Genomic DNA, 25,599 nt, shown 5'->3' on the forward strand with positions numbered 1-25,599 from the left:
ATAATATGAAAAGGTTTCAGTGAAAAGGACTTACTCCTTTCCACATGAATGCTTCTTTTTCATATCAACCTTAATAATGTTCCTGCGTTCTTCACTCATCTGTGACATGTCCTGTCCGATAAGTCCGTATGCATCAGACCTGCACTGGCGGCAGTGTCTCATCTGCTGGACATATGGTTCACACTGGTTCTGAATAGCCTTACACTCTGCGGGCGTAGGTGCTGTCCTGTCAGCAAACTTTGCCTGGCAGATAAGTGGCATCACATTCATAATAAAGACACCAAGTTCATTGATCTTCTTTGCAAGCTCAATTATGTGCTCGTCATTGATACCTGGAACCAGCACAGTATTGATCTTTACCACAAGACCTGCTTCCACAGCCATCTTGATACCTTCTAGCTGTTTCTTCACCATAAGTTCGCCAGCTTCGAGACCGCGGTAAACCTTTCCCTTATAAGTTGCATGACTGATCATCTGTGCCTCTATTTCAGGATCAATGGCATTCATGGTCACTGTCAAAGTGTTGACTCCAACCCTAAGAAGCTCAGGCATCTTATCAGGAAGATTCAGCCCGTTAGTACTCAGACATAGAGTTACATCAGGGAATTCGTTCTTGATAAGTTCAAATGTCTCAAATGTCTCATCGTTAGCCAGTGGATCTCCGGGTCCTGCAATACCAACTACCTTGATAAAAGGATAAGCTTCCAGTACCTGCTTTGTCTTCTCAAGTGCAGCCTGTGGACTCAGAACTTCGCTGGTAACACCAGGTCTGCTCTCATTCACGCAGTCAAACTTACGATCACAATAATTACACTGAATATTGCATTTCGGAGCTACTGCAAGGTGGATTCTTCCGAACTTGTGCTGGGCTTCTTTGGAATAACATGGATGCTGTGATATCACTCTCTTGACATCTTCATCCTTGTTTATTTCTATTTCACAAACGTCTGCTTTTTCATTTTCCATTATATAGCTCCTATAGCTCTATGCAGCTCCAATAAACACGGCTCAATTTAAGGGAAACTAATAGATATACTTTTGCGTAAACTTATGACAAATTTACATAAACAAAAGTACTCCGCATACTCCTTATATATCCTTATAATTCCTCAGATAATACTTCAAATGGTACTTATTTCACACCACTTACCATTGCCTTCCCACATCCTGACTGAAAGTGGAAAATCAAGCCTTGAAGAAAGCTTTGCATGCACATGTTCGCACAGGTTCTCAACACTTGGAAATTCCAGTATGTCATTGAGAAGTACATGATCGTACTCCTTAAGAACTTCTTTTATGACCTTCTTGATCTCATAGAAATCCATGACCATACCGGTCTCTTTCTTTTCGCCTTCAATTACAATTTCTGTTTTGTAAGTGTGTCCGTGAACGATGCCACATGTCTCATGCCCTGGCAAATAGTGGGCACTATCAATATAATCAACAATTCCAAGTCTCATTTTCATTATAAACAACCCCACATCTTATGTGTCTGAGGTATTATTCGTGTATCAATATCATTAAGGAAAGATTCCTGCAATTTTAGCAAAAAACCGGGTTTTGGCTGCATTTCTTTCTGTGTTACAGGTTGCAGTATCAAACTGGAAATATAACCGGAGATAGCTCCCACAACACCTTCAATGTCATCTGCAGATGTGTCCTTTGTTACAACTATCTTACAGAAACAATCCCTGTCCTTTGTCACCTTTAGAGCCCGGAAGCACTCAATTGTGCTTTCAAGATGCAGTTCAGGATCTTCAAGCAACTCAGATGACAGCAGTTTCACATCACCTGAAACATAGGATATTTTATCCTTCACCTTTTTAGCCATACGAGGAAGTGTCATATTTGACTCTAGGTACAGTGGAGCTTCAGTTTCAAGCAAATCGATAAAATCCGCATTCATTAGTGGTTCTCCACCTGTTAGAGATACGGAGTGCAAACCTGAGTAAGAATTGACCATTTCACTGACCTTTTCAGGACTCAATGGATTTTCAAGTTCCAGAAACTCATTAGAACCAGGCTCAGCTTCAAATTTGCAGACTTTTGTAGCTTCAACAGGAGTGTCGCAATAGTTGCATTTCAGGTTGCATCCGGTAAATCGGACAAAAGCCTGCCTGCATCCAACATACGGACCTTCACCCTGCACTGAACAGAACAGTTCACTAAGAGATGTCTGCATCAGATCACATCCAGTGGTCTGGATTTCCTGAGATCCTTCTCAATATCAATGAATTCATTGTAATATCGTTTTGCAATTTTTTCCATTACGCCTGCAACATCATTGCTTCCAAGTCCAAGGTCTTCAAAACTTCCATAGAAATCATGGACAACATTAATTCCAAAATGGATTTTCTGAGAGACAGCTGATGTGCTTGCGATGGATACAGTCAGCTTTTTGCCATCTACAAAAAGATCATCGCCCTGCCTTACAATATCATTGCGATATTCTGAAAGAATTTCTTTGACTATTGCAGTGAACAGGCGCTGTCTTGCATATATAAGTTTCAGATCGGTTGAATCAAAGTGCTCGATGATAAAATGAACCATATCAGTGGAGAATATCATGTCTCCCTGTTTCTTATCCTCAAGGTCTATCATGTGCTCTATTTTAACATCACAGCCACCTCTGAAAGCTATGATCGAATCTTCCTGGATGTCTGCAAGATTATAAGCCCAGAGAGAAGAAATCTGGCTTCCGTCATAATCCGTTTTTTCATCAAGAATTAACCATTCCATAAATAACACAACACCACAAAGTCACAGTTTCTATTGCTTACCAAGCCTTACAAGCAGAGGGTCTTTGGCACCTGCAGCTTCAAATGCTCTTCTTCTTCTGGTGCAGCTTTCACATTCTCCGCAAGGAACATCAGCACCGTGGTAGCAGCTCCAGCTATATTCAAGAGGAGCTTTCAGTTCAATAGCTTTGGCAACTATCTCTTTCTTGTCCATACCTATAAGTGGGGCAAGTACTTTTACACCGTTCTGTGTAGAATATGAAAGTGAATTATCAATTGCAGTGATAAATTCCGGGGAATTATCAGGGAATGTGACAGCTTCCTCTTTATTAAATCCGACAATAACATACTCACACTCCATGCTTTCTGCATAGGCCGCTGCTATGTTTATGAGAATACCGTTCCTGTTTGGAACCCATACAGCCTTGGCAGATTCAACTGTTATGGAAGGATCAGCATCTTCGGATATCTCTTCCATACTAAGTTTTGGAACATCGGTATCTGTGTTCACAAGTGATGTATTGGTAATCTCCTGCATCCAGGTAATATCGAGAACACGATAATCCAATCCAAAATGGTCGCAGACTTTTATGGAATTCTGTATCTCTCGCTCAACAGCACGCTGCCCGTAATTGAATATAAGGGCCATTTTTATGCCAGTCTTTTCAAGGACTGCCGCAACGGAAGTCACTGAATCAAGACCACTACTTAACAAAGCAATTGCAGTAATAGGGATTCCTCCTTAGAGAGTATTTGATGATAAGTAATACTCAGATAATACTGAGGGATTGCTTAAAGAATATGAATGTATAAAAAACCATCGATGAAAGAAACAGAATATTAATTACAAAAAATAAGAGTAGGATAAAATCTGCATCAAGAGACTATTCTTAATGAGAAATTAAGGAATGAAAGTAATAACAATGAAAATCACAGTAAACAAGAAAAACAAATAAAAAAAGTAGTGTAAAAACCGTACTCTTACGGTTTTAATCAGATGTTAGTTTACTGTCTTCTGCTGAAGATGAAAGCCATTCCAATAATTGCTACCATTGGGATTGCAATAGTTGGGAACTCAGGAACTTGCTGCGTACTTACAGGAGTTTTAGGGTCATCATCTGAATCGTCTCCAGAATCATCAGCTTCATCCGCATCTGCAGTCAAATAAATTGTCTGTGTTATTGAATCATTGTTCAATCTATTAGATTCAGACGCATATGCAATTAGAGTGACATTATATTCACCATAAAGAGCATATCTATTTGTGAAATTTTGATCTGTGGAAAAATTTCCATCATCAAAATCCCATTCCCATGAAGCAGCATTCACAGAGGTATCATTGAAAGTCACGTTGAGACCTTTGATAGTGCATGTGAAATTTGCTATTACGTCATCTTCAACAGAGGATTGGACTGCAACGCTGGTATCATCCTTCTTATCCTTTGCTGCTGGTGCACTTGCTGCTGCTGGTGCACTTGTTGCTGCTGGTGTACTTGCAGCAACAACTTCTTCACTACCTATTTTATCACCTGAACTTGCTTTAGGGCTGTCCTGAACAACAGGCTCCTTGTCTTCAATAACCGGAGCAGGAACATCATCAGGAGATTCCTGAGCTTGACCACCCTGATAATTTATCAGTCCTGCAAGCAAGAGAACTGACAATAGCAAAGCTATAACGGGTAAAAGTAATCGTCTGTCCATAATTGTACCACCTTTTTCCATAATGTAGTTACGGAATATAGTTACTTATTTACGCATAAGCGAGAGTACTATATAAATATTTGCTTACTGCCTAAAGCCATACTCATAATGATATATCTGATTTGTAATGTTGAAATACAAATCATGCACGGAATTCTAGTAAAAACGATCATAAAAAAAATGATTTTCAACACTTAATCAATTTTGCTAATCCTATAGGTACATATTGCATAAATACACAAATAAGTACAGGGAGTAATATAAGTGAATGACAGCAACATGCATCAGGATCATAAATACAACAAGCTCAAAGATGAAAAAAGTCCTTACCTATTACAACATTCTCAAAACCCTGTAGACTGGTTCCCATGGGGAGATGAAGCTTTCAAAAAAGCAAAGGAAAAAGATAAGCCAATATTCCTATCCATTGGTTACTCTACATGCCACTGGTGTCATGTAATGGAAAAAGAATCCTTTGAAAACGATTCAGTTGCAGAACTTTTGAACGAATCGTTCATTTCTGTAAAGGTTGACCGTGAGGAAAGACCTGATATAGATAATGTATACATGGCAGTCTGCCAGGCAATAACCGGTAGAGGAGGATGGCCGCTTACGATACTCATGACACCTGACAAAAAGCCATTTTATGCTGCAACCTATATTCCCAGAGAAAGCAGATACGGTGTACCAGGGATGCTTGAGTTGCTGCCTGCCATATCCCTGCTTTGGAAAAACAAAAGGCATGAACTTCTTAACAGTGCTGAAGCCATAATTAATGCAGTTTCAGAGAACAATAGAAAAGAATGCAAAAATATTAGATTAATCAATAAAGAACTTCCAGGAAAGACATTTGATCAGCTTTACAGTATTTTTGATGAAGAATATGCAGGCTTTGGAAGAGCTCCCAAGTTTCCTACAGTGCACAATCTTACATTTCTACTGCGATACTGGAGAAGAAGCGGTAACGCACTTGCACTGGAAATGGTTGAAAGAACACTGGAAGCAATGCGTATGGGAGGTATATACGACCACATAGGCTATGGAATTCATAGATACTCCACAGACAGACACTGGTTACTGCCTCACTTTGAAAAAATGTTATACGACCAGGCCATGATGGTAATTACTCTCACTGAAGCATATCAGGCAACTGCAAACATGGAATATAAAACCACTGCGGAAGAGATACTGAGATACATTGAAAGAGATATGACATATTCAGAAGGAGGATTCTATTCCGCAGAAGATGCAGATAGCGAAGGCATAGAAGGAAAATTCTATGTATGGACTGCAGCAGAGATAGAAGAGATACTGGGAAAAGAGCAGGCTGAAATATTCATAAAGATCTTTAATGTAAGAAATGAAGGCAACTTCACAAAAGAACATAGCAATAATCTGACAGGAAAAAATATTCTCTACACAACTGAGAGCATGCAGAATATACGCATCTGGAATGGAGAATATGGGGATTATATCCTCAGATCCATTGAGAAATCAAGAAAAAAACTATTCACTGAACGTGATAAAAGGATACACCCCTCTAAAGATGATAAAATCCTCACAGACTGGAATGGACTTACCATCGCTGCATTCTGTAAAGCTGCACAGGCATTTGATAACGAGAATTATATGAAAACAGCCATGAAAGCTGCAAACTTCTTCATGGAAAACATGACTGATACCGACGGGAAGATGAAGCACAGGTACCGTGATGGTGAAGTCGCAATCGATGCTTTCCTTGAAGATTATGCATTCTTCACATGGGGACTTATAGAACTTTACCAGACTACTTTTGATGTCAAGTATCTGGAACATGCCCTGAAACTGACCGATTATCAGATTGCACACTTCAATGATGATGAAAATGGCGGATTCTTCCATACATCTGATAAAGCGGAAGAAATGATATTCAGAAGCAAGGAAGTTTATGATGGTGCTATACCATCCGGTAACTCAGTAACAATCATGAACCTGCTAAGACTTGCGAAGATAACAGGTAATACTGAACTTGAGGAGCTGGTAGATAAAACTCTCAGGGTTTTTGCAGAAAAAGTAAAGTCAGCACCGGCAGGACATACGCAGTTTATGTCAGCTCTTGACCTTGCACTCAACGGCTCTGTGGAAATAGTGATTGTCGGAGAGAAGAATGATAGCAAAACCAGAGAAATATTAAATTTTATCAATGAAAGATTTATTCCTGAAAAAGTTGTGATATTAAAAGACATGAACAGTTCTGATAGGATAAGCAAAATTGCGCCATACACCAGAGACATGGTGATGGCAGACAATAAAACAACTGTTCATATATGTCAGAATCACACCTGTAAGCTCCCTTTAAATGATATCGAAAAGATAAAAGAACAGATAGAGGCACTATCACATATCTAAGGAGTAATACAAATGACAACAGGAAAGTTCTACAATCCGGAAATAGAAACAATGGAACGATCTGAACTTGATTCCTTAATTGATGAAAGGATCAGATATACTGTTAATTACGCTGCTGAAAATTCATTATTCTATAAGAAATGGTTCACTGAACATAAAATAAAACCATCTGACATCAGGTCACATGAAGACCTCCTGGAACTTCCCATAATATCAGGAAAAACTATTCGTGAAAATCAGCCACCTGTCACTGAAGACTTTGGGTTTAAAACTGTGGACTGGAAGGACGTATTCACGATACATGAAACAAGTGGTACCAGCGGTACACCAAAAGCGTTCTTTTTAACATGGGATGACTGGGAAAGATATGCAGAAAAATATGCCAGATGCTTTGTCTCACAGGGATTCAGAGAGCATGACCGTGTTGTTGTTTGTGCTTCATATGGAATGAATGTAGGTGCAAATACAATGACACTGGCAGCCAGAAACCTTGGCATGACAATGATCCCTGAAGGTAAGTGTACATTTCCTGTCAGGGTCATGGAATCCTACAAACCGACTTCCATTGTTGCCAGTACATTCAAGCTTTTGCGCCTTGCAAAAAGGATGAAAGAAAACGGCATGAAGCCGGAAGAATCCAGCATTGAAAGACTTATCATCGGCGGAGAAAGCTTTGCAGAGGAAACCAGAAAATATGTTGCAGAAATCTGGAACTGTAATGTCTATAACAATTATGGAAGTACAGAGGGAACTATGTGCGGAGAATGCAGCGATGTCAGCGGCCTCCACGTACCTGAAGATCTGGTTCACCTGGATGTTTACGACCCCAGCATGGACAAATTCGTAAAGGACGGCGAATGCGGCAGACTTGTTCTTACCACATTGCTGCCTGTTGGAGCAAAAAGCGGGAACGTACTTCTCAATTATGACACCGAAGATACAACTGTTGTTCTTGACAGAGGAGAATGTGCCTGTGGAAGAACACACATGAAAATTATGACTCCTCAAAGAGAAGCTGAAACTTTCTGGACAGCAGGAACACCTTTTAACCGGGTAGACATTGAAAAAGGTGTTTTCCAGAGAGAGAATATGGAATATCTCACCGGAGAATATGAAGCATTCCTTTACGGCGGAGATGATGAAGGTGAAACAACCCTCAGAGTAAGCATGGAATGCAATGATTCGGAAAGATGTAACAAAGAGCTAATCAAAGAGAATTTCCTCAGGTCATTCTTTGCCTACAAAAAGAACCTTGAAAATGCTTACATTGATAGTAGCCTGAATATTCTTTTCAACTACGTAAAACCCGGAGAACTGGAATTCTACCGTATCAAGGGCAGACCAAAGCGTATTGTTGACAGAAGATGAGCTATTTTTCACCCAATGAAAAACACATAAAATCAGATAATGCTGATTCCTTCCCATAAAGCCAGGTAAAGAGTGAATCCACCTAGCAAGGACAGAGCCCAAAGTACCAGGGTTGGCTTCATCATTTTAAGTGGTGAAATCAGCGAGGGGATCTTTCCACTGAATGCCAATTTGATGTATATTGAAAACACGATAACAATCAAACCCAATATGTGATGCAGATACATCAGGGATGTAAAGGAACCTGTCATCATTATACCAGACAAAGAATATATGGATGGTACCATGAATATGAGTACTGACAATATTTGTACTGCAATTGCCATGGTTATGAATTTACAGTGTTTGTTATAGGGATTCGTGTATGCTTTTTTCACTGCAAAGATGAGTAATATAATTACTATTACCTGCAAAAACAAGTCCAGATAAAACAAATTAAAATCTGTAAGCATATCCATAACCCCCTCCGTTAGGATATATTTTGGCCTAAAAACATAAATATTTAGCTAAAGCCGAATTCAGATATTTGAGATTTTAAAAGAAAGAAATATTAGATTAAAAATTACCCTTGTAAACTTTCAACCCGTTTTCTGATACAGCCAGAATCCATGGTTCCATACTGTGTGCTGTTGCACGCATTTTTCTAACTCTCATGTACCTGTTGGCAACATTGCCTTTCAAGTGAAGGCCAAGCTCAATGATACCGTCTGCAAGATAGCCTTCCATACCTGTGGAAGGGTCAGACATGTCAGACTTTTTCTCTTCTTCCAGTATCAGGAAAGTTGTAAGATTCTCACGCCTCAATGTTTCAAGGAATTTGTACATCTTTTTTCTCAGGTCATGGGGCTCATCATCAAGAAGTGAATAAAGAGCACCCAGAGAATCAACAGCTATACAAGTACATTTTTCCCCAATGTGTTCCTTGAACTGAATAATATTCTCCTCAAGAATGTTTATTAGATCTTCTGAAAAGTCATCATACATTACGCGATAGTCACTGAAATCAGATATATGCAATTTATTTGATAACTTGATTCCCATACTTTCCATATTCAAAAGATGGTTTTCCTTGCTTTGCTCAAATGTTATGTACAGACCATACTCATCCTGTTCTTCCAGATAATTGGATAATAACTGGAAAGTGAAACCGGATTTCAATGTACCGGCCGCACCGGTGACCAGCACTACACTGTTTTTGGGTATATCTGTCTCAAAGACATCATTCAAACCATCTATGGCATCCATAAATCTCATAATACCCCTCATTCGTCCTATTTTCAAAAAAATGTAAAGGATAATAGTGTAAAAATAATATATATCTTTAATGATAGTGATAAAAATAGTATTAAGAAATCTAAATATTAACTGATATTAATACTGTATTTACCAAAATTCGGGCATATATTACAGATATATTTAGTACAATCATTACTTTTCAGCAGTACCGGTTGGTTATTTTATAAAATCCTGCCCTGAGATGAGCCATCTCCCGAAACAGGCCTCATCCATCTTTTAAGAAGATGGAATTCTTTTTTCTCAAGAACATCCGGGTCAAGCTGGAGAAGCATTCGGGAACCGGATGCCATAATCGTATCGTTGGTCTGTTCCAGTAATTTGACCACTGAAAGGAAATCATTGTCAAGTATCAGGTACTCCAGCCCATCCATAAGAACAACACCATTTTCAACCTTATTTACAAAATCAGTTATTGTAGGATGTATCCTGAAAAGCTCTGTAGAATCTATTGACTGCTGACCTGAAGTTTTGTTCTTGGTCAGCCATACAATAGGAGTTTTTGTGAGACCATACATGCTTCTTATCTTATCAGGGTTCATCCTTGTAATGCAAAGTCCAGGCATTCCACTTTTAACAAGTTCAGAAAATATATTGTAGCTCTGCCAGGGATCCTCTAAACCTGAAAGATAAATATATCCGCTTTCAAGCTCTGTGTTTGTCTGATCTGAATCATCTTCAATGTCTTCTGTAAGCGGAGTTATAAATAGACCCCTGAGACGAGAACGATCCTGAAGCGTTATAACAAGACCTTCTTTTCCAGAATCATCCGGAAGCATTGAAGTCGAAACATTCATGAGGACTTTTTCTTCATGTTTGGTGTAGAATACCATTTCAAAGTCATTCTTATCTGTGAATTCCAGCAAGTCTGCATCATCTACAAATTCCCTGATTGGTCTTGCAATTATCTCACTTACCTCATAACCTAGCAGATCTGCTGCATTTTTGTTAGCAGTAACAATCATTTTCTTGCTGTCAAGGGCTAGTATAGCAATTGGAGATGCCTTCAGAAGATTATCAAGATATTCGTTGGCCCTTTTTATCTTGGATTCCGCCTCTATCCTTTCTGTAATATCCTCACCGGAAACAAGCAAGCTGTTTATGTTTCCTTCTGAGTCGTGCAATACAATATTGGTCCAGCTCATTATTCTTTTCTGCTTATTGCTGTTAAGGAAAGGAACCTCAAAATAACCTATACCTTCTGTATGGGTGGAAAGCAGGTTCTCAAAACCCTGTTTGGCAGTTTCCCTGAAAAGTTCAGGTACATAACTCTCAAACCAATCATTTCCAACAATCTCATCTTCCCGATAACCCAGTATTTCGCATCCTTTCTTGTTGATGACTTTAACAATACCATTTTCATCAAGAACAAAGAGCATAACTCCTGCAAGATCCAGATAGTTCTGTGCTTGGTCCCTTTCGGATATCAGTTCATCATGCAGTTTTTTAATTCTAAGAAGTGAACCAACCCTGGTCTTAATTTCCAGACGCTCTAGAGGTTTTGTAAGGAAATCATCTGCACCGGCATTAATACCTTTTATACGATCTTCCAGGCTTGATAGTGCGGTAACCATGATAATAGGAATGAAACGGGTCTTTTCAGAACCTTTCAGGATTTTACAGACCTCATAGCCAGTAATATCCGGCATCATCAGGTCAAGGAGAATTATATCTGGGTTATGAGCCTCCACTTTTTCCAGTGCCTCTATGCCACCATATGCTGATATCACCTCATATTCATGCATGAGGTAAGCCTCCAATAGCTTAATATTCATCGATTCGTCATCGACAATCAGCACTTTTCCTTTTTTATGCTCATCCATCCCGGTCACTCACAAAGCAAATTGACAGTTATTAAGTAGAGAATTATATCCCAAAGTCACAACATAGTATAATATTTAAAGTATTTAAATAAACCCCGGATTCCTGATAATTGAAGCTCAATATACCATATTGATTCCAGATATGAAAGTTCACTGAACTAAATGTTAGCAAATTTTCTGTTATTTTACCAGATGTAACAACTACAGTGTCGTGAAAAGTCAACATTTTCTTTTTAGAATTATTTATATACATTATCTTTTAGTTTTAAATTTTGTTTGAAACTACAGATTTAGTAATATTATATGATTAATTATTAATACAAACAAATCTAAACGTGCAACAAATCAACTATTAAATTGGAATACAACTTGCAGTTTTACTACTCCTCACTAAAGACCTTGAGAGATATAAATGGAAACAAAAGAGATCATTCAGAATTACTGGGACTATCGCAGTGAGACCTATAATACCAGTTTTGCTGACCAGTCAGAAGAGGAAAGAAGGCTATTGACGAATATGCTGTCCACAGCAATGGACAACAGAACCGATCTTAAAGTACTGGATGTTGGAACCGGGCCTGGCGTTCTCGCTCTTATTGCAGCTGAATTGGACAATAATGTTACAGCCGTTGACCTGTCAGAGAAGATGATCGAAAAAGCAAGGGAAAATGCACTTATGAGATCACTGGACATTGAGTTCATGCAGGGAGATGCGGAGAAACTGGAGTTACCTGATGCTCATTTTGACGTTGTGATGAACAAATATCTCCTCTGGACACTGCCCGAACCCACTAAAGCACTTACGGAATGGAAAAGAGTACTCAAAGATGGAGGAACCATCATTGCAATTGACGGTGACTGGCACAATGAAGGACTTATAAGCAGGACAATAAAATGTATTTCCAATGCAATTAAAATGCTCAAAAAAGTAAACTATCAACGCGTATATAACAAGCATTATGATCCGCTAAAAAATGACCTGCCACTGTTCAGCCTCAAACCCGAGCGTGTGATCCAGCATTTCAAAGAAGCAGGATTTGAGAACGTATCGATTGAGAGAATGGACAACCTATTCAGTTCCTCAGGAAAAAGCAGAAAACTGCTGGATATAATTAATTGTTCCAGCCCGGTATATGTGATCAAAGCTCAGAAATGAATAAATAAACAAATAAATAAATAAATAAGTAATGGTGAACCGCAATACTCGCACTTATGCAGAATTAGTGAGCTTGTAAGTGGTGTGAACCTTTCTATAAACTCCGGGGAAGTAATGGGACTTATCGGAGAATCGGACTGCCGGTGACTACAAACTACTATTTATCATCACATGTGGAATTTATACAGCTACTGCTGTATTGTATTATGTTTTCTTTGACTGGGTGGAAAAGGAACACAATAACAATATAAGTGCAGATATCTGATATCAAGCCAACATATATAATTCTTAAAAAGAAGAATAAATTGTGTGGATTTTAAAGGGCTTTGGAAAATAAGGTCATAAAATAAATCAAAGGCTGAAACCTGATGCCAGATAAACAACATATTGCCAGGAACCTGAAAGACAAAGACAAATTAAGAACTGAAGCTGCCGAGGATATACGCTACCTGCTAGAAAGGGGTTATCGCAGGAACAGTGCCATCCGTTTTGCAGGTGACCATTACAGACTGGACAAAAATGAAAGATACATACTGGCACGTACAGTCTTTTCCAGTGAAACGGCCAGCTCACGTAGAAAAAAGAAACTTGGTTTTGATGACCTGATAGACAGGAAACTGCTTGTAGACGGATACAACGTACTTATCACACTGGAAAGCCTGCTTGACGGTGAAGAAGTATGGATTGGAGATGATGCTTTCCTTCGTGACATAAAAGGAGTGTTCAAGAATCATTCAAATGGAGATATTACTTTCCAGGCTGTTGAGGAAATGCTGGTTTTTATTAAAAACTCGGATGTTGAAAGCGCTGAAATATTACTGGACACACAAATGAAAAACAGCGGTGAACTTGCAGCGTTCATAAGGAAACGCATGGAAGAACTATCGATCAAGGGTGATGCAAGAACATCAAAACATGTGGACTTTGACCTGAAGAACTGTCCATTAGATGAGATAGTGGCTACTGCTGATGGCGTAATCATCGATGCTGTGAAAAGTGTAGTGGATATTCCGGGATGTGTTGCAGCAAGTTTAAAAAACTGGCAGAGATGTGCAGAGAAACTTGCAAGCAACAGTTCTAATAGTTCATAGCACTTAGGGAGCAAGGAAAGAACATGAAAAAACTGGGAATCGTTGTAACTGATCCTCATGACTGGACTGCTCAGGCACTCATGCAGGAAGCGGAGAGAAGAGGCTTTGAGACATATTACCCTGATCTTGGACAAATTGAAACATCCATTGGCAGAACTGTAAGCCATAAAGCAGGAGATATCTGTCTTTCTGAACTTGATGCTATTGTTATAAGAGATATGGGACCGGGAAAGAATGACGCTCATGTATTCCGGTTTGATGTTCTGAGAGAACTGGAACAAAGCGGTGTACTAATAGTAAATCCACCGGCTGCCATACAGAATGCTGCCAACAAGTTCTACGCAAGCTGCCTGATGGCAGGTGTGGGGATTCCTACACCAAAGACCTTTGTAAGCCAGGAAGTAGAAAAGGCTCTTGAAATAATTGATGAACTTGAAGATGCCGTTATAAAACCTGTTTTCGGATACAAAGGCATAGGTATTAACCGTATAAAGAACGAAACTGTCCTTGCACCAGATGGAACTGAAGAAAAAACAAATGCAGAAAACCTTGTGAATGAAATTATTGATGAAAAAGGAATGCTTTATATACAGGAATTCATAGAAAACTCTGGACAGGATATTCGTGCATTTGTTGTTGACGGCAAAGTTATAGGTGCAATTTACAGAAAGGCGCCTGAAGGTTGGTGGCTGAATAACCTCAGCCAGGGAGGAACGCCTCTTGCCTGTGAACTGACAGCAGAGCAGGAAAAAATGTGCATAGGTGCCGCAGAAACCATCGGAGCGATTTATGCAGGTGTTGACATTATAGAAAGTGACAACGGATATTTTGTACTGGAAGTTAATGCTACACCTTCTGGAGCAGGTATCTATAAATCCCTGAATATCAATGTTGCAGAACACATCATAACTGCCATAGATAGCAGGCTGAAAAACGGGGCTTTAAAATGACCGAATATAAACAATGCATTGTAATCAGGGACGATCTTAAACTATCAAAAGGCAAACTTGCCGTACAGGTTGCACATGCAGCCGTCTCTGCATCAGAGTGGGCTGACCGCTCAACCCTTGACAAATGGAAAGAAGGCGGGCAGAAAAAAGTAGTTCTGAGAGTTCCAACAATAAAAGACCTCTTTGAGTTGAAAGAAGTTGCAAGAAGGCAGGGGCTTCCTACAGCACTAATACAGGATGCAGGACTCACAGAGATTGCTCCCGGAACTGTTACAGTTCTTGGCATCGGACCTGCAAAAGCTGATGATATTGATAAAGTAACAGGGAATCTGAAACTTGTCTGATTCTGTATTTATTTGTGGGGTTAGCATGAAAAATGAGAAAAAAACTCAAATGCTGAAAATAACTTTTATGCTCCTCTTACTTTCAGTAACCATACTGAGTTCCGGATGTATTACGGAATCTGTAAAAAAAGTGGAGGACATAGTTGACCCCTCATCGGTAAACCTTTTCCAGACTGAGGATTACTATATACTGGATGCCAGTGAACTGACTATTCCTGTAGTTCCTTCACAGGAACTGAACATCCATAGCGAAAGTCCGGACAAATATACAGAAATGTCACCTGGTTTTGAAATATCCAGTTCATACCGTTATACCGAATTCTTTGAAGGCACTGAAACAGTTATCAGTGTATTTGTACACAACATGGGAGATACTCCTGTTTACATTTACCAGTTTGGTTTTAAGCTAAAAGAAGAGAATGAAATAGAATCCTACAAAACAGGTGTCACTGTGGAACCTGGAGAAGAGGTGCGGATAGGTATTTTATCCATGAAAGTTCCAGAAGATACTACACAAATTAAACTCGAACCTTTTATTTCACTCCTTGTCCAGACAGATTCCGGTAAGTGGCATGATTATGAAAACCAGGAATTTGATGAAATAACCATCGAAGTATCCGAAAAAATGGAAACACAGAATCCGGAATACACAACAAACCCTGAAGAACTATTCACTCAGGTTAACGAGAAAATAGACCCGTATGATGTTCAAGTACGCACCATGGCAGCGGCATCCGCAAAAAAATACCCTGGCCAGTACAATATATACCAACTATGTTACCTTTTTGATGATACGAAAGAAACTATACAATATGTAAGCGACCCAAGAGGTAAGGATCTCTGGTCAACTCCTAGTGAAACTATTACAGTAGGAGCCGGTGATTGTGATGACTACGCCATTCTGCTGGCATCACTCATAGAAGCAATCGGAGGAACCTCAAGAGTCTACCTTACAGATACTCATGCTTTTGCAGCAGTATACATTGGGAACGATACAGAAATTATTGCAGATGCCATTGGAGAATATTACGGACCAGTACCTATCTATTATACTACAGATGAATATGGCTGCTGGCTAATGATGGACCCTACATCAAGTATCTATGCCGGAGGACTTCCGGGAGGAACAGCACCAACTGAAAATGGATGGACTTTCCTCAATACCAGCACAATAACTGTGATCGACATAGCTCCCGAAATTTAGGATGATAATAGATGATACCAGAAATTGAAAAAAAGATGGGAATCGAACTTTACAGCACGCATACCGAAGGCATAGGTGGTGTGCTCAGGCAGGAACCTGAAGATTTTATTGTCAAAGAAATAACAAACCGCGAAGAAGGTGACAGCGGTAAGAACCTGATACTTGAGCTTACAAAAACAAACTGGGACATGCACCATCTTGTAAGAGATATGTCCCGTAAACTTGGCATCAGCCAGAAAAGGATCGGTTTTGCAGGTACCAAGGATAAAAGAGCTAAGACCACCCAGAAGATAAGTATTTATGATATTTCCGAAGAGGATATTGAAAATTTTTATCTCAAGGATGTTGAACTGAAAGTTATCGGAAGATCCAGCAGGTCTATCGGACTTGGTGACCTTTATGGAAATGAATTTGTCATTACTGTCAGGGATATTGAGATGGAACCTGATAATCTTAAGAAAACTCTTGAAGCTGCCACAAAGGAGATTGCAGAATACGGAGGCGTTCCTAACTTTTTCGGAGTACAGAGATTTGGAGCTGTAAGGCCTGTCACTCATCTGGTAGGCGAGCAGTTACTTAGAGGAGATGCAGAAAAAGCTGCCCTTATCTATATTGCAAGATCATTCCCTGATGAAATGGATGATGTGAGAGAGGTCAGGGACTTTGTATGGGATACAAAGGATTTTGCTGAAGGACTGAAAACCTATCCTTTGCGCCTCAGGTATGAGAGAGCAATGATGCATTACCTTGTGGAAAATCCAGGAGATTATGCAGGTTCTTTCAGTGTGCTCTCCCCCAATATCAGGAAGATGTTCATACATGCTTACCAGTCATATGTGTTCAACCGCATTATCTGTAAAAGAATAGAAAAAGGACTTTCTCTGAATGTTGCCTCTTCAGGCGATATTCTCTGCTTCAGGAACAAAGAAGGACTTCCTGACACAAAAAAGATGCAGGGAGCAACAGAAAACAATGTTGATGGCATGAATAATCTTCTCAAAAGAGGAAGAGCTTTTGTAACTGCCCCGCTTATCGGATATGAAAGTGAATTTGCATCAGGAATTCCCGGCGAACTTGAAAAGCAAGCATTCGAAGAAACTGAAATGTCATTGGAAGCCTTCAGAATGAAACAGATTCCCGACCTTGCATCAAAAGGACTTAGAAGGGAAATACTTCTTCACTGCAAGCCTGAATTCGTTACAGCAGAAGATGAACTTAATCCCGGAAAAAGCAAGGTCACACTTAGTTTTTCCCTGCCAAAAGGAAGTTATGCAACAACAGTCCTCAGGGAATACATGAAGACTGATCCATTAAAAATGAGTTAGGCCCACAAATGTGGGCTTTTTTGTTAGTTTTCTGAAAACTATTTTTAGATTTTTTATTTCTTTGATAACATCAGAGCATTGATTCAATGAATGCTTTAAATGGTGGCGAAGGTCTTCCAGGTCTTGACTTGAATTCAGGATGGAACTGTGATGCGAAGAAGAACTTCTTGCCAGGAATCTCAGCGATTTCCATTCTATTCCTGTTCTTACCTGAAAATACCATTCCACTGGCTTCGATCTTCTCAACATAGTTTGGGTTGACCTCATACCTGTGTCTGTGACGTTCCACTATTTTTGACTGACCGTATATCTTCTCTGCCAGTGAACCCGATTTAAGGTCTGCATCATAATCTCCAAGACGCATTGTTGCACCCATATCAATCACATTTTCCTGTTCTGGAAGTATATCAATGACCGGGTAAGGAGTATCTTCATCGAATTCTGTGCTGTTGGCACCCTCAAGACCTGCTACATGTCTTGCAAACTCAATTACAGACAACTGCATTCCAAGACAAAGACCCAGATATGGAATGTCATTCTCCCTTGCAAACTGGATTGCCTTTATCTTACCTTCAGTTCCTCTTTCACCAAAACCACCTGGTACAAGAATACCATCATATTCTGAAAGTGAGGAAACTGTTTCCGGGTGCTCTTCAAAGTCTTCTGCATTTATCCAGCAGACATCATAGTTGACACCACATTCAATTGCAGCATGTTTTATGGATGCGCTAATACTGAGGTATGAATCTTCAAGGTGAGTGTACTTACCAACAATACCAATCTTCACATCACCTTTCAGGTTGTTCATCCTATCTACCATCCGGGCCCATGAATCGTCTTCTGTTCCGGTTGAACTGAGCTCAAGGTGTTTCATAAGGAAAGAGGTAAGACCTTCCTGCTCAAGCATCAGAGGAACTTCATAAATATCATCTGCATCGTGAGCACTGATCACAGCTTCCTCCGGTACATCACAGAAAAGAGATATCTTGGAAATTGTTCCTTCATTAAGTGGTTCCGGACATCTGGTTACAATAATGTTGGGTTTCAGGCCAAGCTGTCTTAAGTCTTTAACTGAGTGTTGTGTTGGCTTTGTCTTCTGGTCACCCTGTGAATCCATTGGCACAAGTGTCACATGCACAAAAGCGAGATTCTCTTTTGGCTCTTCCCTAGACATTTGTCTTACAGCTTCAAGGAATGGCATACTTTCGATATCACCAACAGTACCACCTACTTCGATCATACAGACATCTGCACCGCTTTTTGCAGCAACTCTGCGAATGCGGTCCTTGATCTCATTTGTTATATGAGGAATGATCTGCACGGTCTTACCAAGGTACTCACCTCTGCGCTCTTTGGAAATTACCGCTTCATAGACCTTGCCTGTTGTAAGATTATGATCTCTTGTGAGTTCCGTATCAAGGTAACGTTCATAGTTTCCAAGATCAAGGTCCACTTCACCTCCGTCCTTCAGGACAAAGACCTCTCCATGCTGGAACGGGCTCATAGTACCTGCATCAATATTGATATAAGGATCAATCTTGATGGCTGTGACCTTGTAGCCTTTGTTCTTCAGATTCCGCCCTATTGAAGCAGTGGTTATTCCTTTTCCAAGCCCACTCATTACACCGCCTGTAACTATGATATATTTCATACTATTCACCTTGATTATCTTTTAGATTTAGGAAGTCTTAATAATAGATAAGCCATCAAAAACGTCAGCATGATCGAACAGAATACAGAATTGTAGAAACTAAAGAACTCTTTGAAAAATTCACTGAAATCATGCGACACTATAAATGAAATAAATAAAGCAATTAATAACAATAAAATAACTAACTTCAGGATTCCGCCTGAATATGGGGAAAGTGCCTTGAAAACCGAATCAAACATTTCAGTAGAAATGGATGGAAGCTGAACACTCCAGTGATCATCTCCGAACATAGAAGAAGATAATGATTTGGATGATGATTTGGATGATTTAGAAGATTTTGATGTTGATTTTGGCTTTGGGGATGATGATGCAGGTTTGTAAAGAGATTCATCAACATCAACAGTGAAACTGGCTTCATTTGGTCCGGGATGACCAAGATGAAGGTTAAAACCCTGCCTTTTGGAACCGTAACCTACAGTAATATATACCTGTCCTTTTGTGTAAAGCCTGCCATCATATGGAATTCGTGCTATAAGAGGTATGTATTCCTCGTGCTTAACGTAAGGATTGTCTTCAAGAATTGTGATATTTTCCCTAAGAGCATCGCTTACAGAAAGATTGACATGTGTGGGAGCACCATAGTTTATAAGCACAACCTCAAAACTGCGTTCCTCACCGGGAGATAAGGGTAACTCAACAGTATCCGTGTCGAATTCAATAGAATTTACTCCAAGTCTGTTGATATGAACCTGCTGCAATTAAATGTCCTCACCGGTTTCATTCCCTGAGATCAGGCGGAAGCATATTTGGAATACCTTCCTCTATGGGATAGTACTCGTTACAAACAGAACAATACAGGGTGCCTGAAATTACCTCGTTGGCATCTTCCTTTTCGATGTTCAGGACAAGATCCCCTTTGCAAATCGGGCAGGCAAGAATATCCATAAGGTCTTTTTTCAGTTGAATCACCACCTTTCAATACGTTACAATAAATATAAGGTTTTTCTATCACTTAAACTATAAAAATAAAACTGCTTAATCAGAAAAAATGTCAGGAATGAAGAGATAGTTTAATTTACAACCAGAAAGCTACAATATCTTATGTTCTCGATCTTTCTGAAAGTACTGGACTTTGCCATACCTATTCTTATTATGATCTTTGTGGGATTGTTCGGTACCGGAATTCTTATCGAGCTGGGTTTTATGCAGAAACTATCCGGTCTTGTCAGGCCTCTTTTTAAGTATACAAATCTTCCAGACACATGTGCATCTTCGTTTCTTGTGGCCATGGGATCCACAGTTGCTGCAAACAGTATGGTTGTCAATTTTAAGGAAAGTGGATGCATCAACGAAAAAGAGACTATGCTGTGCGCAGTGCTTAACAGCACTCCTGCATATATAAGAGAAATTATCACATACCAGATACCCATTGTCCTCCCTGCTCTTGGACCTGTAGTTGGCGGCTTCTACGTAATGGTGTTCATAATCACAGCAATTGTGAAAATCAGTTCAGTGATAATACTAAGCAAGATCTTCCTGGAGAAGAATAATTGTGTGTACGATGACAAAATTGCTGATAAAAAAGTCACTCTGACTGAAGCTATCAAAAAATCCCTTAAACGCAATAAGAAGTTGTTCAAGAAAATAGCTATCATTTACCTCTCAATGACAACACTTGTATTCTACCTCAAGGAAAACGGTGCATTTGAGATTTTCAGTGTGCTACCCCTTGCAGAAATATTCGGCATCCCCCCGGAAAGTATAGTGCCCCTTACAAGCTATGTTGCAAGCCCGATCCTTGGAATATCCCTTCTAGGACCAATGATCAGTAACAATGGTATCTCATACATACAGGCAATGATAGTGCTTATGCTTGGAAGCATGTTTATGCTTCCGGTATTCAGTGTAAGGACACTGCTGCCAAGATATGTTTCTATTTTCGGACCAAAAACTGGTGTCAAAATCGTGGCATTTTCAACCGGAATCAGTGTAATTGTCAGATTCTTCTTCCTGATAATTTTGCTGACTATCGCCAACTAATCAATGATTTTTTAATACTGATTTTAATTAGCAAATTTATAGAGACCTCCATATTTGCAGAATAATATATAATGAGAAATATTATATACTTGCCACCATATACATTAATTGCATAATTTGCACAGGCGATGTTTTTTAGCCCGTATAGATATGGAATTGTAAGTGTCAATTGTCTCTTTAAATAGGAATTGTTCAAAGAACAATAAATTAATATAATATATTATACTCTATATAATATCGTAGAAATACAAACCATATTCTACTCGAATATTGTGCAACTTTTGCACATATTATGTAATACCAAACATGGGAGATATGAACAAATGGTAAAAGTAATGATTGTGGATGATGCTGCCTTTATGCGCATGGTCATCAAAGACATATTAACAAAAAATGGTCATGAAGTAGTTGCCGAATGTGTTGACGGGCTTGATGCTGTAAATAAATATCCGGAGGTAAAGCCTGAGCTTGTATTCATGGATATTGTCATGCCAAACATGGAAGGAATCGATGCACTCAAAAAGATAATGGAAATGGACCCGGCTGCAAAAATAGTCATGTGTTCATCTATTGGACAACAGTCAGTTGTCACTGATGCACTAAAATCCGGTGCACAGGACTTTATAGTCAAGCCTTTTGATGCTACAAAAGTTCTCGAAGTAATTGGAAAAGTAATGTAATATGACTATCAATGCACTTGTGGTCGATGACTCCGCACTCATGCGAAAGGTCATCTCGGACATCCTGAAAGAAGACCCGGAAATAAATGTAATAGCTACTGGCAGGAACGGCCTTGAAGCTGTTGAAAAGGTCGAACGCTTCAGGCCGGATGTGGTGACCCTGGATATTGAGATGCCTGCTCTTGACGGATTGCACGCTCTCGGATACATCATGAGCGAATGCCCAACTCCGGTAGTCATGTTAACGGCGGTCGACTCGAGGTCTGCGGAAAGTACACTAAATGCATTCGAATACGGTGCAGTAGACTTTATACAAAAACCTTCAGGAAACATAAGTGTAAACATTGCGGATATTGCTGAAGAGATCCGCAAAAAGGTAAAGATGGCTTCCAAAGTGGATCTGAAGAAACTCGGATTCATGGAAGAACACGTGAAAAAATCACGGGAGAACGAAGGGAAACCCTTGCCAGCTAAACCAAAGAAAACAATTCCAAAAAGCATTCACCATGCAAACAGTAAGATCATTGCCATCGCATCCTCAACAGGTGGTCCTCGTGCTCTTGAACAGGTTGTTCCAAAATTACCAGGCGACCTGAAAGTGCCTGTAGTAATTGTCCAGCACATGCCTGCAGGATTTACAGCATCACTGGCACAAAGACTGGACGGACAGTCTGAACTGACAGTCACCGAAGCTAAAGAAGGAGATGTACTCCATCCGGGACATGCCTATCTTGCACCGGGAAATTACCATATGGAAATTACATCTGTTGAAAAAGGTGGAGTTCACCATGAAGTTGTAAAACTCAACCAGAATCCACGTGAGCAAGGAGTAAGACCCTGTGCCAATATTCTCTTCAAATCACTTGTGCCTATCTATGGACCTAACATAGTAACAGCAGTCCTGACAGGAATGGGAGCTGATGGTGCTGATGGTGTGGAAGAGATAAAGAAAGCAGGTGGAAAAGCAATCGCCGAGGATGAAAGATCATGTGTGGTATATGGTATGCCTAAAGTAGTGGTCCAGAGAGGACTTGCTGACAGTATCGTACCTCTTGAGAAGATATCTTCGGAAATTATACGAATACTGAACTCAACCGGTGATTGAAATGTGTTTGGAAAATGAGAAGATCATTATAATCTCAGGGTTGGTGTGACCATGGATATGTCAGAATACAAAGAAATATTTAGAGCAGAATCAGAAGAACATCTGCAACAACTTAATGATTCGTTACTGGGGCTTGAACAAAACCCCAATGATCTGGAATACATCAATACCATGTTCCGTTCAGCGCATACCCTAAAGGGAATGTCCGCTACAATGGGTTTTAACACCATTTCAGAACTGACTCATGAAATGGAAAACCTGATGGACATGGTTAGAAAATCACAGGTTGAAGTAAGCAACGGACTCATAGACATTCTTTTTGAATGCCTGGATACACTGGAAGCTCTTGTTGAAGCTGTTGATAGTGGTGAAGAAGTGGACATTGCACATCTTCAGGCAACACTTACACAGGCTATGGAAGGAAACATGCCAGTGGAACATATTAAGAATTCTGTTGCTACAAGTATTGATGTCATTCAAAATGAGATTGCCAAGGATATTCCGGATGAAGGAACAAAAACACAGGCAGAACTTGACACTGTTATCGACAACATTGAATTGTCTGATAACGAAAAACAGGCAATGCAGGAAGCTGTTAATGATGGTAACCGTGTGGTTTCACTGAAAGTAATTCTTGATGAATCATGCGTTCTGAAATCTGCAAGGTCAACTCTGGTACTTATCAACGTATCAAAGATGGGAGACATAATAAAGTGCACTCCTACGGAAGCTGAGCTTGAGGATGAAAAATTTGATCTGGACTTCACAGTAATATTTGCAACAAAATCAGCTGATGATGACATCGTTGGAGCTATCAGGAAGATTTCAGAGATTAAGGAAGTAGTTCCTACAACCATCGCTGAGAATTCAGGTGTTGAAGAAAAACAGCAGGAAACAAAGGCAGTAGATACAGAAGAAAAGAAAAGTGCTTCTGCTGTAAAGAGATCCGATGCTGTCAAGAGCATACAGAGTGTAAGAGTTAATATCGAACGCCTTGACAACCTGATGAATCTGGTGGGAGAACTTATTATCAACAAGATCAGGTTGAACCAGCTTGCATCTGATCTTAATGCAAAAGACCTAGATGAATCACTTGCAAACCTTGACAGGCTTACAAATGAGATCCAGACCGAAGTAATGGAATCAAGAATGGTTCCAATTGACCAGATTTTCAGCAGGTTCCCCAGAATGGTAAGGGATCTTGCAAAATCTGAAGGAAAACAGATCAATCTTATTATTGAAGGTAAAGAGATCGAACTGGACAGGACCGTGTTGGATGAGATTGGCGATCCGCTGGTTCACCTTCTGAGAAATGCTGTAGACCACGGAATAGAATCTGAGGAAGAGCGTAAGCAACTGGGTAAACCTGTTGCAGGTCTTGTAAGACTGGCAGCTTCACGTCAGAGGAACAGTGTACTCATTGAGGTTGAAGATGATGGTAAAGGAATGGAACCCGGACACCTTCGGGATGTTGCCGTCAAAAAAGGCCTTCTTACAAGAGAGGAAGTTGATAAATTATCTGACAATGATGCACTGAATCTTATATTCATGCCAGGTTTCAGTGGAGCTAAAGTGGTTACCGATATTTCAGGCAGAGGTGTCGGAATGGATGCTGTCAAGACAAAGATCGAAGCTCTGGGAGGAAGTGTTAAGATAAGTTCCGTCCCGGGGCAGGGCAGCATAATGAAACTGCAGCTACCGCTAACAGTTGCAATCATTCAGTCACTCATGGTTACCGTATCCGATGAGACCTATGCCATACCTCTTGGAAATGTGATCCGTGATGTCGGAATAAAAGCCAGTGACATAAAAACCATCGAGGGAAAAGAAGTAATCATGCTCAGGGGAGAAGTTCTTCCATTACTGAGATTGCATGATATTCTTGAATCATCCACCGAAAAAGAAGATAAACAGAATCTTATCGTTGTGGTTGTCGAAAAGATGGGAAGTAACATAGGACTGGTAGTTGATGACCTTCTTGGACAGCAGGAAGTAATCATCAAGACACTTGACAATAAACTTTTAAAGAATATGAAAGGGTTTGCAGGTGCAACCATCCTGGGAGATGGAAGTGTTTCGCTAATCCTTGACATTGCTACATTAATCTAAAGATGAGGGAATAATATGACAGAATTGGACGAAATGGCAAAAGGAGCATTTCAAGAGGCCGGAAACATTGGAATGGGACATCTGGCCACTTCACTTTCAAAAATGGTGAACAGGGATGTGAAAATCGATATCCCTGTAGTAGAAATGCTTACTCTGGACGATATAATCGCAAAAAGCAATGAAGAAGGCAAGAACAAGAGCGTGGTTGGAATACATCTTCATATAACTGGAGATGTTTCCGGAGGAACCCTCATACTGCTTCCTAAGTTCTCAGCACTATCTTTTTCCGATTTGTTGATGAAAAAATCAATCGGAACTACAAATAAGATAGAAGAACCGCAGATCAAGAAACTCCGTGAAATGGGAGTGAACCTCTGCAGTGCTTATATGCGTGTTGTAAATGAATTCCTCGGAATAAACCTCAACATCGGAGACCCAAGCATGGAAGTTAACATGGAGGGAGTCGGAGATTTTATCAGACAGGAAATAGGACATGTTGCAGATGAGTTCATTGTTGTGAAAGGTGAATGTCTGATACCTTCTACAAACTCAAAAAATGAATTCAACATGATGTTTGAACCCGGTGCCACGGACATAATAATGGCAGCTATCATGAAGAAAATGATGGGATAA

Annotated in this window: 25 protein-coding genes; 13 read left to right on the forward strand and 12 right to left on the reverse strand. The window is 39.8% G+C overall.

Annotation, left to right across the window (positions count from 1 at the left end; translation table 11 throughout):
* Positions 1 to 30: 30 nt before the first annotated feature.
* The 6 genes from nifB to FKV42_RS06220 all read right to left on the reverse strand — a co-directional run bounded on the left by nifB (position 31) and on the right by FKV42_RS06220 (position 4,439).
* Entirely contained in the window at positions 31 to 966 is a 936-nt protein-coding gene (gene nifB / locus FKV42_RS06195; RefSeq protein WP_154809361.1) for a nitrogenase cofactor biosynthesis protein NifB, read from the reverse strand.
* Between the two features lie 155 nt (positions 967 to 1,121).
* Positions 1,122 to 1,469: a 6-carboxytetrahydropterin synthase QueD gene (gene queD / locus FKV42_RS06200; RefSeq protein ID WP_154809487.1), complete on the reverse strand. Its 348-nt coding sequence runs from the start codon at positions 1,467 to 1,469 to the stop codon at positions 1,122 to 1,124.
* A complete protein-coding gene (locus FKV42_RS06205; protein ID WP_154809362.1) occupies positions 1,466 to 2,182 on the reverse strand; it encodes a 7-carboxy-7-deazaguanine synthase QueE in 717 nt (238 codons plus the stop codon). Before FKV42_RS06205 ends, queD begins: the two co-directional genes overlap by 4 nt.
* Complete coding sequence (locus FKV42_RS06210; RefSeq protein WP_154809363.1) at positions 2,182 to 2,739, reverse strand: DUF366 family protein; 558 nt, start codon at positions 2,737 to 2,739, stop codon at positions 2,182 to 2,184. Before FKV42_RS06210 ends, FKV42_RS06205 begins: the two co-directional genes overlap by 1 nt.
* Before the next feature lie 30 nt (positions 2,740 to 2,769).
* On the reverse strand, positions 2,770 to 3,468 hold the full coding sequence (gene queC, locus FKV42_RS06215; protein ID WP_154809364.1) for a 7-cyano-7-deazaguanine synthase QueC: 699 nt from the start codon (positions 3,466 to 3,468) through the stop codon (positions 2,770 to 2,772).
* A gap of 275 nt (positions 3,469 to 3,743) precedes the next feature.
* A complete protein-coding gene (locus FKV42_RS06220; protein ID WP_196214068.1) occupies positions 3,744 to 4,439 on the reverse strand; it encodes a PKD domain-containing protein in 696 nt (231 codons plus the stop codon).
* 264 nt (positions 4,440 to 4,703) lie between these two features.
* Here FKV42_RS06220 and FKV42_RS06225 point away from each other — a divergent pair, with 264 nt between their 5' ends.
* Together FKV42_RS06225 and ftsA are read left to right on the forward strand one after the other, a co-directional pair.
* Positions 4,704 to 6,827: a thioredoxin domain-containing protein gene (locus FKV42_RS06225; protein ID WP_328287513.1), complete on the forward strand. Its 2,124-nt coding sequence runs from the start codon at positions 4,704 to 4,706 to the stop codon at positions 6,825 to 6,827.
* Positions 6,828 to 6,839: 12 nt separating this feature from the next.
* A complete protein-coding gene (ftsA, locus tag FKV42_RS06230) occupies positions 6,840 to 8,195 on the forward strand; it encodes a coenzyme F390 synthetase (RefSeq protein ID WP_154809365.1) in 1,356 nt (451 codons plus the stop codon).
* Positions 8,196 to 8,227: 32 nt separating this feature from the next.
* Here the strand turns inward: ftsA and FKV42_RS06235 are convergent, their stop codons facing one another.
* The 3 genes from FKV42_RS06235 to FKV42_RS06245 all read right to left on the reverse strand — a co-directional run bounded on the left by FKV42_RS06235 (position 8,228) and on the right by FKV42_RS06245 (position 11,311).
* Positions 8,228 to 8,653 (reverse strand): hypothetical protein, encoded by a 426-nt coding sequence (locus tag FKV42_RS06235; protein ID WP_154809366.1) that lies wholly within the window; start codon positions 8,651 to 8,653, stop codon positions 8,228 to 8,230.
* Between the two features lie 97 nt (positions 8,654 to 8,750).
* A complete protein-coding gene (locus FKV42_RS06240; protein ID WP_154809367.1) occupies positions 8,751 to 9,449 on the reverse strand; it encodes an RAD55 family ATPase in 699 nt (232 codons plus the stop codon).
* Between the two features lie 203 nt (positions 9,450 to 9,652).
* Entirely contained in the window at positions 9,653 to 11,311 is a 1,659-nt protein-coding gene (locus FKV42_RS06245; protein ID WP_154809368.1) for a DUF835 domain-containing protein, read from the reverse strand.
* Between the two features lie 412 nt (positions 11,312 to 11,723).
* Here FKV42_RS06245 and FKV42_RS06250 point away from each other — a divergent pair, with 412 nt between their 5' ends.
* From FKV42_RS06250 to truD, 6 genes are all read left to right on the forward strand, one after another.
* The gene (locus tag FKV42_RS06250) at positions 11,724 to 12,467 is read left to right on the forward strand and encodes a class I SAM-dependent methyltransferase (RefSeq protein WP_154809369.1); all 744 of its coding nucleotides are present in this window, start codon (positions 11,724 to 11,726) and stop codon (positions 12,465 to 12,467) included.
* Positions 12,468 to 12,835: 368 nt separating this feature from the next.
* Positions 12,836 to 13,558 carry a DUF434 domain-containing protein gene (locus FKV42_RS06255; RefSeq protein WP_154809370.1) on the forward strand — a complete coding sequence of 241 codons (723 nt, stop codon included), beginning with the start codon at positions 12,836 to 12,838 and terminating at the stop codon, positions 13,556 to 13,558.
* 23 nt (positions 13,559 to 13,581) lie between these two features.
* Entirely contained in the window at positions 13,582 to 14,508 is a 927-nt protein-coding gene (mptN, locus tag FKV42_RS06260) for a tetrahydromethanopterin:alpha-L-glutamate ligase (RefSeq protein ID WP_154809371.1), read from the forward strand.
* Entirely contained in the window at positions 14,505 to 14,852 is a 348-nt protein-coding gene (pth2, locus tag FKV42_RS06265; RefSeq protein ID WP_154809372.1) for a peptidyl-tRNA hydrolase Pth2, read from the forward strand. Before mptN ends, pth2 begins: the two co-directional genes overlap by 4 nt.
* A gap of 25 nt (positions 14,853 to 14,877) precedes the next feature.
* Positions 14,878 to 16,056, forward strand: a complete 1,179-nt coding sequence (locus tag FKV42_RS06270) for a transglutaminase-like domain-containing protein (RefSeq protein WP_154809373.1) — start codon at positions 14,878 to 14,880, stop codon at positions 16,054 to 16,056.
* 11 nt (positions 16,057 to 16,067) lie between these two features.
* A complete protein-coding gene (gene truD, locus FKV42_RS06275; RefSeq protein WP_154809374.1) occupies positions 16,068 to 17,381 on the forward strand; it encodes a tRNA pseudouridine(13) synthase TruD in 1,314 nt (437 codons plus the stop codon).
* A 70-nt stretch (positions 17,382 to 17,451) separates the two neighbouring features.
* Here the strand turns inward: truD and pyrG are convergent, their stop codons facing one another.
* The 3 genes from pyrG to FKV42_RS06290 are packed head-to-tail and all read right to left on the reverse strand — an operon-like array spanning position 17,452 to position 20,001.
* On the reverse strand, positions 17,452 to 19,032 hold the full coding sequence (gene pyrG, locus FKV42_RS06280) for a glutamine hydrolyzing CTP synthase (RefSeq protein ID WP_154809375.1): 1,581 nt from the start codon (positions 19,030 to 19,032) through the stop codon (positions 17,452 to 17,454).
* A 14-nt stretch (positions 19,033 to 19,046) separates the two neighbouring features.
* The gene (locus FKV42_RS06285) at positions 19,047 to 19,790 is read right to left on the reverse strand and encodes a DUF7524 family protein (protein WP_154809376.1); all 744 of its coding nucleotides are present in this window, start codon (positions 19,788 to 19,790) and stop codon (positions 19,047 to 19,049) included.
* A gap of 19 nt (positions 19,791 to 19,809) precedes the next feature.
* A complete protein-coding gene (locus FKV42_RS06290; protein WP_268865967.1) occupies positions 19,810 to 20,001 on the reverse strand; it encodes a methytransferase partner Trm112 in 192 nt (63 codons plus the stop codon).
* Between the two features lie 132 nt (positions 20,002 to 20,133).
* On the opposite strand from FKV42_RS06290, the gene FKV42_RS06295 reads away from it, so the two are divergent.
* The 5 genes from FKV42_RS06295 (at position 20,134) to FKV42_RS06315 (ending at position 25,599) form a co-directional block, all read left to right on the forward strand.
* Positions 20,134 to 21,072, forward strand: coding sequence for a nucleoside recognition protein (locus FKV42_RS06295; protein WP_154809377.1), 939 nt, complete (start codon positions 20,134 to 20,136; stop codon positions 21,070 to 21,072).
* Between the two features lie 323 nt (positions 21,073 to 21,395).
* A complete protein-coding gene (locus tag FKV42_RS06300; protein WP_154809378.1) occupies positions 21,396 to 21,752 on the forward strand; it encodes a response regulator in 357 nt (118 codons plus the stop codon).
* 1 nt (position 21,753) lies between these two features.
* Positions 21,754 to 22,857: a protein-glutamate methylesterase/protein-glutamine glutaminase gene (locus FKV42_RS06305; protein ID WP_154809379.1), complete on the forward strand. Its 1,104-nt coding sequence runs from the start codon at positions 21,754 to 21,756 to the stop codon at positions 22,855 to 22,857.
* A 57-nt stretch (positions 22,858 to 22,914) separates the two neighbouring features.
* Positions 22,915 to 24,966 carry a chemotaxis protein CheA gene (locus FKV42_RS06310; RefSeq protein ID WP_230375514.1) on the forward strand — a complete coding sequence of 684 codons (2,052 nt, stop codon included), beginning with the start codon at positions 22,915 to 22,917 and terminating at the stop codon, positions 24,964 to 24,966.
* A gap of 15 nt (positions 24,967 to 24,981) precedes the next feature.
* On the forward strand, positions 24,982 to 25,599 hold the full coding sequence (locus FKV42_RS06315; protein ID WP_154809381.1) for a chemotaxis protein CheC: 618 nt from the start codon (positions 24,982 to 24,984) through the stop codon (positions 25,597 to 25,599).

It is taken from the genome of Methanolobus vulcani, assembly GCF_006546655.1.
In the GTDB taxonomy this organism is placed as follows: Archaea; Halobacteriota; Methanosarcinia; order Methanosarcinales; family Methanosarcinaceae; genus Methanolobus; species Methanolobus vulcani_A.

Excerpts from the sequence above, each read along its gene's own strand:
- nifB (WP_154809361.1), bottom strand. The coding sequence starts at position 966 with ATGGAAAATGAAAAAGCAGACGTTTGTGAAATAGAAATAAACAAGGAT.
- FKV42_RS06205 (WP_154809362.1), bottom strand. The coding sequence starts at position 2,182 with ATGCAGACATCTCTTAGTGAACTGTTCTGTTCAGTGCAGGGTGAAGGT.
- FKV42_RS06210 (WP_154809363.1), bottom strand. The coding sequence starts at position 2,739 with ATGGAATGGTTAATTCTTGATGAAAAAACGGATTATGACGGAAGCCAG.
- FKV42_RS06220 (WP_196214068.1), bottom strand. The coding sequence starts at position 4,439 with ATGGACAGACGATTACTTTTACCCGTTATAGCTTTGCTATTGTCAGTT.
- ftsA (WP_154809365.1), top strand. The coding sequence starts at position 6,840 with ATGACAACAGGAAAGTTCTACAATCCGGAAATAGAAACAATGGAACGA.
- FKV42_RS06235 (WP_154809366.1), bottom strand. The coding sequence starts at position 8,653 with ATGGATATGCTTACAGATTTTAATTTGTTTTATCTGGACTTGTTTTTG.
- FKV42_RS06240 (WP_154809367.1), bottom strand. The coding sequence starts at position 9,449 with ATGAGATTTATGGATGCCATAGATGGTTTGAATGATGTCTTTGAGACA.
- FKV42_RS06245 (WP_154809368.1), bottom strand. The coding sequence starts at position 11,311 with ATGGATGAGCATAAAAAAGGAAAAGTGCTGATTGTCGATGACGAATCG.
- FKV42_RS06250 (WP_154809369.1), top strand. The coding sequence starts at position 11,724 with ATGGAAACAAAAGAGATCATTCAGAATTACTGGGACTATCGCAGTGAG.
- FKV42_RS06255 (WP_154809370.1), top strand. The coding sequence starts at position 12,836 with ATGCCAGATAAACAACATATTGCCAGGAACCTGAAAGACAAAGACAAA.
- mptN (WP_154809371.1), top strand. The coding sequence starts at position 13,582 with ATGAAAAAACTGGGAATCGTTGTAACTGATCCTCATGACTGGACTGCT.
- pth2 (WP_154809372.1), top strand. The coding sequence starts at position 14,505 with ATGACCGAATATAAACAATGCATTGTAATCAGGGACGATCTTAAACTA.
- FKV42_RS06270 (WP_154809373.1), top strand. The coding sequence starts at position 14,878 with ATGAAAAATGAGAAAAAAACTCAAATGCTGAAAATAACTTTTATGCTC.
- truD (WP_154809374.1), top strand. The coding sequence starts at position 16,068 with ATGATACCAGAAATTGAAAAAAAGATGGGAATCGAACTTTACAGCACG.
- pyrG (WP_154809375.1), bottom strand. The coding sequence starts at position 19,032 with ATGAAATATATCATAGTTACAGGCGGTGTAATGAGTGGGCTTGGAAAA.
- FKV42_RS06295 (WP_154809377.1), top strand. The coding sequence starts at position 20,134 with ATGTTCTCGATCTTTCTGAAAGTACTGGACTTTGCCATACCTATTCTT.
- FKV42_RS06300 (WP_154809378.1), top strand. The coding sequence starts at position 21,396 with ATGGTAAAAGTAATGATTGTGGATGATGCTGCCTTTATGCGCATGGTC.
- FKV42_RS06305 (WP_154809379.1), top strand. The coding sequence starts at position 21,754 with ATGACTATCAATGCACTTGTGGTCGATGACTCCGCACTCATGCGAAAG.
- FKV42_RS06310 (WP_230375514.1), top strand. The coding sequence starts at position 22,915 with ATGTCAGAATACAAAGAAATATTTAGAGCAGAATCAGAAGAACATCTG.
- FKV42_RS06315 (WP_154809381.1), top strand. The coding sequence starts at position 24,982 with ATGACAGAATTGGACGAAATGGCAAAAGGAGCATTTCAAGAGGCCGGA.